Annotated in this window: 13 protein-coding genes; 5 read left to right on the top strand and 8 right to left on the bottom strand. The window is 66.1% G+C overall.

Annotated elements, in window-relative coordinates:
* Nucleotides 1-26: 26 nt before the first annotated feature.
* The 3 genes from RR928_RS02910 to RR928_RS02900 all read right to left on the bottom strand — a co-directional run bounded on the left by RR928_RS02910 (nucleotide 27) and on the right by RR928_RS02900 (nucleotide 2,248).
* A complete protein-coding gene (locus RR928_RS02910) occupies nucleotides 27-677 on the bottom strand; it encodes an amino acid ABC transporter permease (protein ID WP_332536545.1) in 651 nt (216 codons plus the stop codon).
* A 9-nt stretch (nucleotides 678-686) separates the two neighbouring features.
* A complete protein-coding gene (locus tag RR928_RS02905; RefSeq protein WP_332536543.1) occupies nucleotides 687-1,349 on the bottom strand; it encodes an amino acid ABC transporter permease in 663 nt (220 codons plus the stop codon).
* A 104-nt stretch (nucleotides 1,350-1,453) separates the two neighbouring features.
* Nucleotides 1,454-2,248: a transporter substrate-binding domain-containing protein gene (locus RR928_RS02900; protein ID WP_332536542.1), complete on the bottom strand. Its 795-nt coding sequence runs from the start codon at nucleotides 2,246-2,248 to the stop codon at nucleotides 1,454-1,456.
* Nucleotides 2,249-2,542: 294 nt separating this feature from the next.
* Between RR928_RS02900 and RR928_RS02895 the strand changes: the two genes are divergently transcribed.
* Genes RR928_RS02895 through RR928_RS02880 form a run of 4 tightly spaced genes read left to right on the top strand, consistent with a single transcriptional unit; the run spans nucleotide 2,543 to nucleotide 6,917 of the window.
* A complete protein-coding gene (locus tag RR928_RS02895) occupies nucleotides 2,543-3,436 on the top strand; it encodes a MurR/RpiR family transcriptional regulator (protein ID WP_332681461.1) in 894 nt (297 codons plus the stop codon).
* A 20-nt stretch (nucleotides 3,437-3,456) separates the two neighbouring features.
* Nucleotides 3,457-4,695, top strand: coding sequence for a diaminopropionate ammonia-lyase (locus RR928_RS02890; protein ID WP_332536538.1), 1,239 nt, complete (start codon nucleotides 3,457-3,459; stop codon nucleotides 4,693-4,695).
* Nucleotides 4,692-5,927, top strand: coding sequence for a Zn-dependent hydrolase (locus RR928_RS02885; RefSeq protein ID WP_332536536.1), 1,236 nt, complete (start codon nucleotides 4,692-4,694; stop codon nucleotides 5,925-5,927). The genes RR928_RS02890 and RR928_RS02885 overlap by 4 nt, the downstream gene beginning before the upstream one ends.
* Nucleotides 5,928-5,960: 33 nt before the next feature.
* A complete protein-coding gene (locus RR928_RS02880) occupies nucleotides 5,961-6,917 on the top strand; it encodes an N-carbamoyl-D-amino-acid hydrolase (protein ID WP_332536534.1) in 957 nt (318 codons plus the stop codon).
* A 7-nt stretch (nucleotides 6,918-6,924) separates the two neighbouring features.
* Here the strand turns inward: RR928_RS02880 and RR928_RS02875 are convergent, their stop codons facing one another.
* The gene (locus RR928_RS02875) at nucleotides 6,925-8,484 is read right to left on the bottom strand and encodes an ankyrin repeat domain-containing protein (protein WP_332681458.1); all 1,560 of its coding nucleotides are present in this window, start codon (nucleotides 8,482-8,484) and stop codon (nucleotides 6,925-6,927) included.
* 258 nt (nucleotides 8,485-8,742) lie between these two features.
* Between RR928_RS02875 and RR928_RS02870 the strand changes: the two genes are divergently transcribed.
* Nucleotides 8,743-9,498, top strand: a complete 756-nt coding sequence (locus RR928_RS02870) for a phosphoribosyltransferase (RefSeq protein ID WP_332536531.1) — start codon at nucleotides 8,743-8,745, stop codon at nucleotides 9,496-9,498.
* Between the two features lie 4 nt (nucleotides 9,499-9,502).
* Here RR928_RS02870 and RR928_RS02865 read toward each other — a convergent pair whose 3' ends face one another.
* From RR928_RS02865 to RR928_RS02850, 4 genes are all read right to left on the bottom strand, one after another.
* The gene (locus RR928_RS02865) at nucleotides 9,503-9,979 is read right to left on the bottom strand and encodes a hypothetical protein (protein ID WP_332536529.1); all 477 of its coding nucleotides are present in this window, start codon (nucleotides 9,977-9,979) and stop codon (nucleotides 9,503-9,505) included.
* Between the two features lie 42 nt (nucleotides 9,980-10,021).
* Nucleotides 10,022-11,572, bottom strand: a complete 1,551-nt coding sequence (locus RR928_RS02860; RefSeq protein WP_442881470.1) for a TerC family protein — start codon at nucleotides 11,570-11,572, stop codon at nucleotides 10,022-10,024.
* A 189-nt stretch (nucleotides 11,573-11,761) separates the two neighbouring features.
* On the bottom strand, nucleotides 11,762-11,956 hold the full coding sequence (locus tag RR928_RS02855) for a YqaE/Pmp3 family membrane protein (protein WP_332536526.1): 195 nt from the start codon (nucleotides 11,954-11,956) through the stop codon (nucleotides 11,762-11,764).
* Nucleotides 11,957-12,013: 57 nt separating this feature from the next.
* Nucleotides 12,014-12,649 carry a histidine phosphatase family protein gene (locus tag RR928_RS02850; RefSeq protein WP_332681455.1) on the bottom strand — a complete coding sequence of 212 codons (636 nt, stop codon included), beginning with the start codon at nucleotides 12,647-12,649 and terminating at the stop codon, nucleotides 12,014-12,016.
* Nucleotides 12,650-12,749 lie beyond the last annotated feature (100 nt).

Here is a 12,749-nt window from a genome sequence, read left to right as displayed (position 1 = left end):
GGCGGAAGTCCGAAAAAAGCCGGCAATCAGGAAGCGGGGCGCAGGCGGCGCTCGAGGCGCTGGCTCCACAGCGACAGCGGGAAGCACAGCGCGAAATACATCAGCGCCACGCAGCCGTAGATCAGGAAAGGCTCGAAGGTGGCGTTGGCGATCAGCTGGCCGGCCTTGGTGACTTCGACAAAGCCGATCACGCTGGTCAGCGCCGTGCCCTTGATGATCTGCACCATGAAGCCGGCCGTGGGCGCCACGCCCAGGCGCATCGCCTGGGGCAGGATCACATGGCGCAGCTGTTCACCAAAGCTCAGCGCCAGGCTGGCCGACGCCTCCCACTGGCCCTTGGGCACGGACTCGACGCAGCCGCGCCAGATGTCGCACAGATAGGCGCTGGCGTAGAGCGTGAGGCACACGCTCGCGGCCAGCAGCGGCGAGGTATCGACGCCCAGCATCGCCAGACCGAAATAGATCAGGAACAGCTGCATCAGCAGCGGCGTGCCCTGGAAGACCTGCACATAGCAGGCGACGGCGCGTATGGCGCCGGGCAGCTTGCTCAGGCGCAGCACCAGCAGCGCGAGCGCAAGAACGCTGCCGCAGGCAAAGGCGATCAGCGACAGCCCCACGGTCCAGCGCAGGGCCAGCAGCAGATGGCGGGCGATGTCCCAGAAAGAGAATTCAACCATGATGACCTTTCAGCGGCGGCGGCCAAAAACGAAACGCGGGCCTAACCAGTTCAGCAGCTGGCGCAGCATGATCGCCAGGCCCAGATAGATCAGCGTGACCACGATGTAGGCCTCGAAGCTGCGGAAGGTGCGGCTCGAGATCAGGTTGGCCGCATAGGAAATCTCCTCGGTGGAAATCTGGCTGCAGACGGCCGAGCCCAGCATCACCAGGATGATCTGGCCCGTGAGCGCGGGCCAGACGCGGCCCAGCGAAGGCGGCAGCACCACGCGCGTGAAGATCTGCCAGCGGTCCATTGCCAGGCTTTGCGCGGCCTCGATCTGGCCGCGCGGCGTGGCCTGTATGCCCGCGCGCACCTGCTCGCAGGCATAGGCGCCCAGGTTCAGCGTCATCGCCAGGATGCTCGCGGTCTCGGGCGACAGCCGCAGGCCCAGCGACGGCAGGCCGAAGAACAGAAAGAACAGCTGGATGATGAACGGCGTGTTGCGGAAGACTTCCACATACGCGCTGACCACGAAGCGCGGCACGGGGCCGGCGTTCAGCCGCATCCAGGCGCAGGCCACGCCCAGCGCCACGCCCAGCGGCGTCGCAATGGCGGTGAGCATTGCCGTGAGCGCCAGGCCCTTGAGAAACATCGGCCATTGGGCCAGCACCGTGGCGAAATCCATTGTCATGGGCGCATCCGTGGAAACAGGAAAAAGTCAGGCAGCTGGAGCGCCGTCATCCGTTCGTCCTGTCGAAGGATGAACAGACGGGCGCCGACCAAGTCTCGAGAAGATCAGTCCGGCAGATTGCCCATGCCGCGCCCCAGCCACTTCTGCGAATAGCCTTCTATGGTTCCATCGGTCTTGGCGGTGCGCAGGATGGCGTTGACCTGGTTGAGCAGCGCGGTCTCGCCCTTGCGCACGCCTATGTAGTTGGGCGAGTCCTTGATCAGCAGCTTGTATTCGGCCTGGACCTTGGGGTTCTTCTGCAGCGCCGCGGCGGCAACGGCGGCGCCGATGGCGACGAACTGGGTCTGCTGCGACATGAATGCGGCCATGGTCGAGTTGTCGTCCTCGAAGCGCTGGATCTTGAGCGTCTTGGGCGCCAGGCCCTGCAGCGCGTCATCCTGGATGGTGCCGCGCGTCACGGCCAGCGTCTTGCCGCCGAGGTCGTCGAACGACTTGATGGCCACGTCCTTGGGGCCGAACACCGCCTGGAAGAACGGCGCATACGACACGGTGAAGTCGATCACCTTGGCGCGCTCCTCGTTCTTGCCCAGCGCCGAGACGATCAGGTCGATCTTCTTGGCCTGCAGATAGGGAATGCGGTTGGGCGTGCTCACGGGAACGAACTCGGCCTTGACGCCCAGCTTGTCGGCAATCAGCTGGGCCACGGCCACGTCGACGCCCGTGGGCTTGAAGTCGGGGCCCATGTAGCCATACGGCGGGTAGTCGGTGGGAATGCCCAGCGCAATGCTTTTCTTGGCCATCACGGCCTTGAGCGAATCGTCGGCATGCGCGCCCACGGAAAACGACAGCGCGGCAGCGGCGACCAGACCCGACACAGCGGTACAGACTTTGAACTTCATGGCGCAGGACCTTTGGTGAAAAGAAGTGAATGCGCCAAGGTCTCAGCAGGATGCGTGCCAGCTTGAAACAGCGATGCCAGCCAGGCCCATGGATGCGGGCGATTTTTCCGCGCGCAACGCCGGCGTCAGAGGGGGAAACGCGCAATCGCGACGAATTCAGGCATCGCTCTTGCTTGGCAAGACCGTGCCATATGAAACACGGGTTTCTTTGGCTTGAATTTATGGAACAAGAATTTCACAGTGGTGCGTGCCGGCCCCGAATTGGTGCGGACCGCACTTGAATGGAGCAATGCGATGGAAGATCAATCCGCGATGCCGCTCGACGCACGCATACGCGAGGTCTATGCAGACCTGTCGGTCGCCGAGCGCAAGCTCGCCGATGTGGTGCTGGCGCGCCAGCACGATCTGCGCGGCTATTCGGCGACTGAACTGGCCGCGCTGGCCGAGACCTCCAAATCCAGCGCCGCGCGCTTCTTTCGCCGGCTCGGCTACGCGGGCTTCGATGAATTCCGCCTGCAGGTGCGTTCACGCGCCACCCCGCATTCGCCGCTGGCGCGCCTGGCCCAGGCGCCGGTCCAGCCTGGCGACGCCGGCCTGCAGGCCCATGCGCGGCGCGACGCGCAGCGGCTGCTCGACTGGTCGCAGGAGTTGCGCGACGAAGACGTGCAGGCCGCGCTGGCCCAGCTGGCGCGCGCGCGCCGAGTGGCCGTGCTGGGCTACCGCCACAGCCAGGTGACGGCGCAGTACGCCAGCCTGCTGTTCGACCAGGTGCGCCCCGACGTGCAGCTGCTGGCCACGGGCGGCGGGCGCGAAGCCGAAGCCCTGGCCGGACTGGGCGCCAAGGACCTGCTGTTCGTCGTCGATTTCCGCCGCCGCAGCGCCCAGCTGGCGCGCGTTCTGGCCGCGGCGCGCGCGGTCGGCATTCCGCTGCTGGTGCTCAGCGACGCCGCGCCCGGCGAATGGCTGGAGACCACGGCCCAGGCCGACGTGGTGCTGCGCTGCGCGCGCGCCGCCGCGCCCCAGCCGCCCGAGCTGACGCCGCTGTTCGACACCTATGTCTGCGGCATCAGCCTGGTGAACTTTCTCGCCACGGCGCTGGCCGCACGCCTGCGCGCCAGCGCCCAGGCGCGGCTCACGCGCATAGAACACCTGCATGCCGCGCTGGGCGATCTGCAGGCCCCGAACTGATTTTTTGTAGAGGTATTTCCATGTCATCCCTGCCTTCCCTGTCGCTTGAGCTGGTCATGAATCCGGCCAACCCCCGGCGCAGCCGCGACGAAGCCTATGGCGCGCGCCGCAGCGAAATTCTCGGCGCCGGCGCGCTGGCCCAGGCCGAGCGCGAGCTTTCCACCTGGCAGGGCTATGCGCCCACGCCGCTGCATGCGCTGCCCGCGCTGGCGCGCGAACTGGGCGTGCAGTCGCTGCACTACAAGGACGAAGGCAGCCGCTTCGGCCTGGGCAGCTTCAAGGCGCTGGGCGGCGCCTATGCGGTCGCGCGACTGCTGTGCCGCGAGCTGGGCGCGCGCCTGGGCCGCACGCTCGATACCCGCGATCTGCAGCGGCCCGACATGCGCGCGCTCAGCGCCGGCATCACCGTCACCTGCGCCACCGACGGCAACCACGGCCGCTCGGTGGCCTGGGGTGCGCAGCTGTTCGGCTGCGCCTGCGTGATCTATGTCCATGCCACCGTGAGCGCCGGCCGGGCCGAGGCGATTGCCGCCTATGGTGCCCAGGTGGTGCGCACGCCCGGCAACTACGACGACGCCGTGCGGCGCGCCGATGCCGACGCCAGGGAGCAGGGCCGCTTCGTGATTTCCGACACTTCCTATCCCGGCTACATGGACGTGCCGCGCGACGTGATGCAGGGCTACCAGCTGATGGTGCAGGAGGCCGCGGCGCAGATCGGCGCACGGCCCACGCATATCTTCGTGCAGGCCGGCGTGGGCGGACTCGCGGCCGCGGTCTGCGGCTACTTCTGGGAACGCGACGGCGCTGCACGCCCGCAGTTCATCGTCGTCGAGCCCGAGCGCGCGGCCTGCCTGCTGGAAAGCGCGCGCGCCGGCGAGCTGCGCGCCGTCGAAGGCGAACTCGACACGCTGATGGCGGGTCTTGCCTGCGGCGAAGTCTCGCTGCTGGCCTGGGAGATTCTCGAAAAGGGCGCGGACGCGTTCTGCGCCATTCCCGACGCCGCGGCCGTGGACTGCATGCGTCTGCTGGCCCACCCTTTGGCCGGCGACCGCGCCATCGTTGCCGGCGAATCGGCCGTGGCCGGCGTGGCCGCGGCAATTGCCGCGCTGCAAAGCCCGCAGGCGCGTGCGCAGCTGGGCCTGGGCGCGGACAGCCGCATCCTGTTCTTCGGCAGCGAGGCCGCGACCGACCCCGCGCTTTACGCGCAGCTCGTGGGCGAAAGCGCGGCCGCCGTGGCTGCGCGCGCGGAGGCTGCATGAACGCCGATCTGCGCATCGACGGCGCGCGGCTGCTCGCCAGTATTGAAGCGCTGGGCGAATATGGCGCACTGCCCGGCGGCGGCACCAACCGGCTGGCGCTGAGCGACGCCGACCGCGCGGCGCGCGACTGGACCGTGGCGCAGATGCGGGCGCTGGACATGGCCGTGGAGATCGACGCCATCGGCAATGTGTTTGCCACCTATGCGGGCACGCAGGAGCTGCCGCCCGTCGCCACCGGCAGCCATATCGACACCGTGCGCACCGGCGGCCTCTACGACGGCAACTACGGCGTGCTCGCCGGCCTTGAAGTGGTGGCCACGCTGCGCGCCGCGGGCCGGCGCACGCGCCGGCCCCTACAGGTTGCTTTCTTCACCAACGAGGAAGGCGCGCGCTTTCAGCCCGACATGCTCGGCAGCCTGGTGCATGTGGGCGGAATGCCGCTGGATGAAGCCCTGGCCGTGCGTGCCGTCGACAACGGCGCGCTGCTGGGCGAGGAACTCGCGCGCATAGGTTATGCGGGCCGCGCGCCCGTGGGCCGTCCGCGCGTCGACAGCTTTGTCGAGCTGCATATCGAGCAGGGCCCGGTGCTGGACCGCGAAGGCATTGCGATCGGCGTGGTCGAAGGCGTGCAGGGCATCTGCTGGACCGAGCTGACCTTCACCGGCCGCAGCAACCATGCAGGCACCACGCCCATGGCCTTGCGCCAGGACGCGGGCATGGCCGCGGCGCGCGTCGCGGCTTTCGCCCATGAACTGAGCCAGCGCCATGGCGGGCGCCAGCTGGCCACCGTGGGCGCGCTCACGCTGCAACCCAACCTCGTCAATGTGATTGCCCAGAGCGCGCTGATGACCGTCGATCTGCGCAACACCGATGGCGCGCGGCTGCGCCAGGCCCAGGACGAGCTGCTGGCCGGCGCGCGCCGCATCGCGGCCGAGCATGGCGTGCTGCTGAGCCAGCGGCTGCTTGCCGATTTCGCACCCGTGGCCTTCGACGCCGCGCTGGTCGACAGCGTGGAACGCGCGGCCCGGTCCCAGGGCCTTTCGACGCTGCGCCTGCCCAGCGGCGCGGGCCATGACGCGCAGATGCTGGCGCGCGTGTGCCCCACGGCCATGGTGTTTGTTCCCAGCCGCGACGGCCTGAGCCACAACGTGCGCGAATTCACCGCCCCCGAGCAGCTGGTGCAGGGCGCGAATGTGCTGCTGCAGGTGCTGCTTGAACGCGCCGACCGCTGATCCCCTCACCGTTTTTATCGAAGGAATTCCAGGATGTCCCGAATCGTCAATGTCGCCCTGGGCCAGCTGGGCCCGGTGCAGCGCGCCGACTCCCGCGCGGCCGTGGTGGCGCGCCTGTGCGCCATGATGCGCGAGGCGCACAGCCTGGGCGCGCAGGTGATCGTCTACCCCGAACTCGCGCTGACCACGTTCTTTCCGCGCTGGTACATCGAGAACGACGCCGAGATCGACAGCTACTTCGAGCCGACCATGCCCAGCCGGGAAACCCTGCCGCTGTTCGAACTCTCGCGTGAACTCGGCGTGGGCTTTTATCTGGGCTATGCCGAGCTGGCCGAGGAAGGCGGCCGGCGCATGCGCTACAACAGCGCCATCCTGGTCGACCGCAGCGGCAGCATCGTCGGCAAGTACCGCAAGATCCATGTGCCCGGGCATTTCGAGCACGAGCCCTGGCGCAAATTCCAGCATCTGGAGAAGCGCTACTTCACGCCGGGCAAGTCGTTTGACGTGCACCAGGCGTTTGGCGGCACGATAGGCATGGCGCTGTGCAACGACAGGCGCTGGGCGGAGAGCTACCGCGTGATGGCGCTGCAGGGCGCGGAGATGGTCTTCATAGGCTACAACACGCCGGTGCACAATGCGCCCGCGCCCCAGCACGACGACCTGTCGCTGTTCCACAACCAGCTTGCCGTGCAGGCCGGCGCCTACCAGAACGGCTGCTGGGTGGCGAGCGTCGCCAAGGGCGGGCTCGAGGAGGGCGTGGAAAGCATTGCGGGCAGTCTGCTGGTCGCGCCTTCGGGCGAAGTCGTCACGCGCTGCATCACCAAGGACGACGAGGTCGTGGTCGGGCGCTGCGATCTCGATTTCTGCGCGGTCTACAAGCGCACGACCTTCAACTTCGACCTGCACCGCCACCCCGAGTGCTACGGCCTGATCACCGCGCGCAAGGGCGAGACGCTGGCCGCGGACGGCAGGCCGCTGAACGCCGGCTAGCCCACCATCATGCTTGCGGAGGCTCTTCGGCCGCGCCGGTGATGGCGATTGCGGGCGCCGCATTCGCGGCTTCGCCGTCCGCGCCGTTGCCGGGCGCAGGCACATGGGCCGACGCGCCTTGATCATTCAGCATGTCGTGGTCGTCGGCACAATATGCTGCATGGCTTCCTGGAAGCTCTGCCTGCATGGGCCGATCGCCGGCGCGGGCCATGGTTGCCACCAGAAGAACTTCCGCTTCCTCCGCGCCTGCCTCTGCAGACGGGAGCGTGGGCGGGCACGACGGATGCACAGCATCTGTGGAATCCATGACATGGGTTCCCGCGGCGCTGGCATCCGCTTGCGCCTTCATCAGCACCTGCGTCATTTCGGCATTCCCCATCTCTTGCGCAATCATCAGCGCGGTCTGGCCGGCAAAATTGGCGATGTTGGGGTCGGCACCCGCCTGGACCAATACCTTTAAAGCGTCCGTACGCCCATGCTGTACCGCGAACATCAAGGCGGTGGTGCCGTCATAGTTTGTTTGCAAGTTGAGATCGGCTCCCGCCTGTATCAGCGCATGCAACACGTTCGTGTGTCCACACTGGACCGCAAACGTAAGAACGGCATGCCCTGCTTTGAGGGGGGCGTCGAGATCCAGCGGCTGCTGACACTCAGCGGCAGCTTCTATCAAGGCGGTGACTGTGTGCGCGTCACCACTCTTGACTGCGGCCATCAAGGCGTTGATGCCGCTGGGATGACAGACATTCGGGTCGGCTCCCGCGTGCACCAGAGTGCGCACTGCGTCCGTATGCCCATTCATGGCAGCGACCGTCAGTGCGTTACGGCCATGGGGGTCAACAACATTGGGGTCGGCTCCCGCGTGTACCAAGATGCGCAGCGTATCCGCACTACCGATCCTGGCAGCCGCCGTCACGGCGGAAAAGCCTTGGCCCTCAGTGCTTTTGGGGTCGGCTCCCGCGTTCACCAGGGTGCGCACTGCATCCACATGACCACGTGCTGCAGCGATCGTCACCGGGTTGCTGCCGTTGGGGTCAACGCTATTGGGGTCCAGACCCCACTGCAATAACTTGGCGATCACAGCTTCATGCCCGTGATACGCCGCATATGACAGCAAATCCTTGGATTCAAGAGATACCTTGAAGTCGATTGCCGCTTGCAGCAAGGTATGCACGACCTCGGGATGACCTTTTCTCACTGCGGCCTCCATGGCGGCCGTTGCGTCGCGGCACAGGTCAATGCTGGCGGCTCTCGCATGCAGCAGCAAGTCGACTATGGGGGCGTGGCCATGTTCTGCCGCCAGCACCAACGCGCTGGAAGACGCGGGCCCGGGAGCGTTGAGCGCCGCGAGACTGCCTCTTTCGGCGATGGTTTTTGCCAGGTGCAGGTCACCATTGCGCGCGGCCTCACGCAGATAGTTCGCTTCGATGCAATCCCGCGCCATTTGGTTGAAAGTGGGCTGAGCCGGCAGCAGCTTATAGGTCAGCGCTTTTCCGTTGATGACAAGTTGGACGGAGTCTCCCGCCAGCGCAGTGGGCAAGAAAGGAAAGGCAGATTTTTTGGGTTTCATGGGGCGTGGAGTGCAAGATCATCAGCCTCCGAATGCGCCGGAATCCGCCTGTTTTCTTGCCTGAAATTGAAAAATGAAGATAAATAGCAAAAAACTAAGTAACTTTTAAAATCGATAGGTTCAATAAATTTTTTGACTGGACGTCCTCCAGCAGGGAACCGCAATGCCTGCGATCACTGCAGGGGCGGGCCGTGGTTGCGAGCGCCGCGCTGGCTATGATCTGCGCGCCGCCGGCGCTTCCGGCACGCGAGGACAGGCATGGCGGATCTCAGTTCGCAGGCAATGGTGGCCGCCGATGCGCTGTCCGGTGGCGCGGCGCCCGGCTTTGACGCGACCACCGGCTATTGGCAGCGCATCCTGGCCGCCGATGAACTCGCGCAGCCGACGGTGCCGCCGTACCAGCGCAACTATCCCGCGCGTCTGCGCGACGGCCGCTATCTGCTGCTGCCGCTGCGCGCGCTGCCGAACGATGCGACGCGCTGCATGGCCTCGCTGGTCGCGAACCAGGCGGCGCTCGAGGTGGTGCAGGCGCTGGCCCAGTCCATGGTCGAACAGGCGCGCAACTATGCGGTCGACGCCGTGGTCGGACTGCCGACGCTGGGCCTGTCGTTTGCGCCCGCCGTGACCCACGGGCTGGGCCATGCGCGTTTCATCCCGCTCGGCTTTTCGCGCAAGTACTGGTACCGCGACGCGCTGTCCGAACCGGTACGCTCCATCACCTCGCCCAGCCAGGACAAGCGGCTGTATCTCGATCCGCACCAGATCAGCCTGCTCGAGGGCCGGCGCGTGCTGGTGGTCGACGACACGGTGAGCACGGGGGCGACCATGCTCTCGGGCGTGCGGCTGCTGGGGCGCTGCGGCGCGCAGGTGGTGGCGATTGCGGTGGCCATGCGCCAGGGCACGCGCTGGCGCGAGCGGCTGCGCCATGTCGACGGCCGGCCGATTCCGGTGCTCGGCGCGCTCGATGCGCCCTTGATGGTGCGTGCACCCGACGGCTGGGTGCCCGAGCCGTGACGCTTCAGGCTGCGGCCGGCAGGCTGGCCGTGCACTTGTGCGCCAGCGCCATCAGATAGCTTTCGGCGATGGAGAGCCCATGGTAGGAATCGGTCTCGAACAGGCGCAAGGCGCTGCCGTCGTGGTCCAGCCGTACCTGGCCGTTGTTCTTGAGCGTCGCGTAGTACTTGCCGCTGTCCTTGTCACGGCGTATCGCGAACGTCGCGTCCTTGAGGCCCAGCAGGCGCGATTGGCGCGTGTCGCCTTCGACCACGGTGATGGTGCAGCGGTCTTTCTCGTTCTCGAACTCCCAGTCGTCGCCGATCAGCGACAGCTTGGCAATCTGGTTGAGCGCGTCCGCGAGCTGGTTGGGCGACGCGGTCCGGGTGTCGATGACGACATCGTCGGTCGGGTAGCCGCTGACCACGCGTTCGCGGAAATCGGAGCAGGCGGTGAGCGTCGACAACGCGAGCACAGCGCACGGAAGGAATGTCTTGGTCATAAAAAAAAATGCCAGGCCGAGGGTGTCGGCATGGCATTGCGGTCAATGCGGTTCAGGCAGGATTCTTTCGATGCTCACCTTGCGCAGCACGTCGTCGTCGTTCTCGAGCACGGTGAAGCGCCAGTCGCCGATGTCGATCTGCGTGCCCTGGGCCGGCACCGCGCCATGGTGCTCGGTCAGCAGGCCGCCGAGCGTCGCATAGAAGTCGTTCGAGCTGATGAGCTGCTGCGTGTCGAGCAGCTGCTGCACCAGGTGCACATCGGTGGCGCCGCTGGCGATCCAGGTGTTCTCATGGTCGGGCGATTTCTGGATGGTGAAGGTTTCGTCCTCGTCGGGAAATTCGCCCGCGATGGCTTCGAGCACGTCTATGGGCGTGACCACGCCGCACATCACGTTGAACTCGTTCTTGACGATGACCATGCGCCCCCTGGACGTTCTCAGGTCGTTGATCAGCGCGATCACGCCCGTGCCTTCCTGCACGAACAGCGGGCGCTTGATGGTCGTGGTCTGGATGGCGCCAAACTGCATCAGGTCGCGCAGCATGTCCTTGGCGCGCGCCACGCCTACGAGTTCATCGACGCTGTCGTTGCACACCGGCAGGTAGCTGTGGGGGTTGTCGTTGAGCGACAGCTTGATGGCTTCGACGTCGCCGTTGAGATCGACCCAGTCGACTTCGGACATCGGCGTCATGATGGAGCGCACCTTGCGCTCGGCCAGCGACAGCACGCCCGAGACCATGATGCGCTCTTCGGGCGCGAAGGCCGGGGGCTGCGCCGCGAGGTCGGTGCTCTGCGCCGCGTGCGCCGTGCCCGCGCGCGCGCCCGACATCAGCGACAGCACCTTGTTGGCAGCGCGCTCGCGCAGCGGAATGCGCAGCTCCTGCGCCTTGGCATTGCGCGACGAGATCTGGTTGAAGACCTCGATCAGGATCGAGAAGCCAATGGCCGCATACAGGTAGCCCTTGGGCACATCGAAGCCCAGGCCTTCGGCGACCAGGCTGAAGCCAATCATCAGCAGGAAGCTCAGGCACAGCACGATGACCGTGGGATGCGCGTTCACGAAGCGCGTGAGCGGCTTGGAGGCGACCAGCATGATGCCTATCGAGATGACCACTGCGGCCATCATGACCGGCAGCTCGTCGACCATGCCCACGGCGGTGATCACCGCGTCGAGCGAGAACACCGCGTCAAGCACCACGATCTGCGCGACCACGGCGACGAAGCCCGAGTACGCCTTGCTGCCATCGGCGGAATGCGTCACGCCTTCCATGCGCTCATGCAGCTCGGTCGTGGCCTTGAAGATCAGGAACAGTCCGCCTATGAGCAGGATCAGGTCCCGGCCCGAGAGCGACAGCGGGCCCAGATTGATCAGCGGCGTGGTCAGCGTGGCGATCCACGAGATGACGCTGAGCAGTCCCAGACGCATGAACAGCGCCAGGCCCAGGCCTATGATGCGGGCCTTGTCGCGCTGATGTGGCGGGAGTTTTTCGGAAAGAATCGCGATGAAGACGAGATTGTCTATGCCCAGCACAATCTCGAGAATGACCAGTGTCAGAAGGCCGATCCAGATGGAAGGATCGCTGAACAGTTCAATCATGACGGCCTCCACTTTGCGCGCGAATGGAGGCCGGTTTTAAGTCGTCGTTTGCCGCGGGGGCAGGTTTTTCAGGCATGTTCTTGCAGGTTGCTGAGGAGGTTCTCTGAGCCGCATTCTGCAAGAAAGTTCACGCGGTGCGCACAAACGCGCCGCCAAGGCGCGCGTCCGGGCGGCGCGCTCCGGGTCTCAATGGCGTTGTTTGAGGACGCGTTCGATCTTCTTGTCGGTCTTGTATTGGCTCAGCGCATAGACCGCCCAGATCGCGGCCGGAATCCAGCCGATCAGCGTGATCTGCAGCAGCAGGCAGAACAGGCCGGAGAACGGCCGGCCTATGGTGAAGAACACGGAAAAGGGCAGCAGCAGGGCAAGAAGCAATCGCATTATCGGCAGGCTTTCGTCAGGTAGGGCGGTGAACAGCTCGACGGCCGCAGGCCGTCATCAACATATCTCGTCTCTTGCGGTATTTTCAAGATGGCTGGTATCGGCCCAGCCGACCAGGCCCAGGCCTTGCGGCGTCCACAGCAGCCGGTTGATCGCCGCATTGCCCAGCGCGAAGGTGCGCGGCGCCTGCAGCTCCTGGCCGGTCGCGAGGCGGTACAGCGTGTCGAGCACGCCGCCATGGGCCGTCAGCACGATCAACTCGCCCGCGTGGCGCGCGGCCAGGCGCTCGACCGTGGCGCGCACGCGGTCGCGCAGCATGATCAGCGATTCGCCGCCATCGGGCGTGAACCCGGGCTCGCGCTGGCGCCAGCGCAGCGCGACTTCGGGCAGTTCGGCCTCGAGTTCGGCAAAGGTGCGGCCTTCGTAGATGCCGAAGCTGCGCTCGCGCAGTCCGGGCTCGGCAGCAAGCGGCGCGCCGGTGACATTCGCCACCGCCTGCGCGGTCTGGAAGGCGCGCTGCAGGTCGCTGCTGTAGATCTGGGCCACGGGCTCGTCGGCCAGCGCCTGCGCGGCCTGGGCGGCCTGCCACAGCCCCAGTTCGTTGAGCGGGATGTCCTGGTGGCCTTGCAGGCGCGCCGTGGCGTTCCAGGCGGTTTCTCCGTGGCGGATGGCGATGATGCGGGTGGCTTGCATGCGGCAGAACTTCGATGGGGGCAATGACAAAGGCAACTGCCGATTGTGCGGCAACTGGCCTGGCAGGGCAGGCAAAGGGTTGGATGACGCGCGGCGAGCG

The organism is Comamonas sp., from assembly GCF_036666375.1.
Lineage (GTDB): Bacteria > Pseudomonadota > Gammaproteobacteria > Burkholderiales > Burkholderiaceae_C > Comamonas.
This window is presented reverse-complemented; position numbering and strand designations above follow the sequence as displayed.

What these genes read in the sequence shown, in the direction of transcription:
- RR928_RS02910 (WP_332536545.1), bottom strand. Translation starts at nt 677, where the DNA reads ATGGTTGAATTCTCTTTCTGGGACATCGCCCGCCATCTGCTGCTGGCC.
- RR928_RS02905 (WP_332536543.1), bottom strand. Translation starts at nt 1,349, where the DNA reads ATGACAATGGATTTCGCCACGGTGCTGGCCCAATGGCCGATGTTTCTC.
- RR928_RS02900 (WP_332536542.1), bottom strand. Translation starts at nt 2,248, where the DNA reads ATGAAGTTCAAAGTCTGTACCGCTGTGTCGGGTCTGGTCGCCGCTGCC.
- RR928_RS02895 (WP_332681461.1), top strand. Translation starts at nt 2,543, where the DNA reads ATGGAAGATCAATCCGCGATGCCGCTCGACGCACGCATACGCGAGGTC.
- RR928_RS02890 (WP_332536538.1), top strand. Translation starts at nt 3,457, where the DNA reads ATGTCATCCCTGCCTTCCCTGTCGCTTGAGCTGGTCATGAATCCGGCC.
- RR928_RS02885 (WP_332536536.1), top strand. Translation starts at nt 4,692, where the DNA reads ATGAACGCCGATCTGCGCATCGACGGCGCGCGGCTGCTCGCCAGTATT.
- RR928_RS02880 (WP_332536534.1), top strand. Translation starts at nt 5,961, where the DNA reads ATGTCCCGAATCGTCAATGTCGCCCTGGGCCAGCTGGGCCCGGTGCAG.
- RR928_RS02875 (WP_332681458.1), bottom strand. Translation starts at nt 8,484, where the DNA reads ATGAAACCCAAAAAATCTGCCTTTCCTTTCTTGCCCACTGCGCTGGCG.
- RR928_RS02870 (WP_332536531.1), top strand. Translation starts at nt 8,743, where the DNA reads ATGGCGGATCTCAGTTCGCAGGCAATGGTGGCCGCCGATGCGCTGTCC.
- RR928_RS02865 (WP_332536529.1), bottom strand. Translation starts at nt 9,979, where the DNA reads ATGACCAAGACATTCCTTCCGTGCGCTGTGCTCGCGTTGTCGACGCTC.
- RR928_RS02855 (WP_332536526.1), bottom strand. Translation starts at nt 11,956, where the DNA reads ATGCGATTGCTTCTTGCCCTGCTGCTGCCCTTTTCCGTGTTCTTCACC.
- RR928_RS02850 (WP_332681455.1), bottom strand. Translation starts at nt 12,649, where the DNA reads ATGCAAGCCACCCGCATCATCGCCATCCGCCACGGAGAAACCGCCTGG.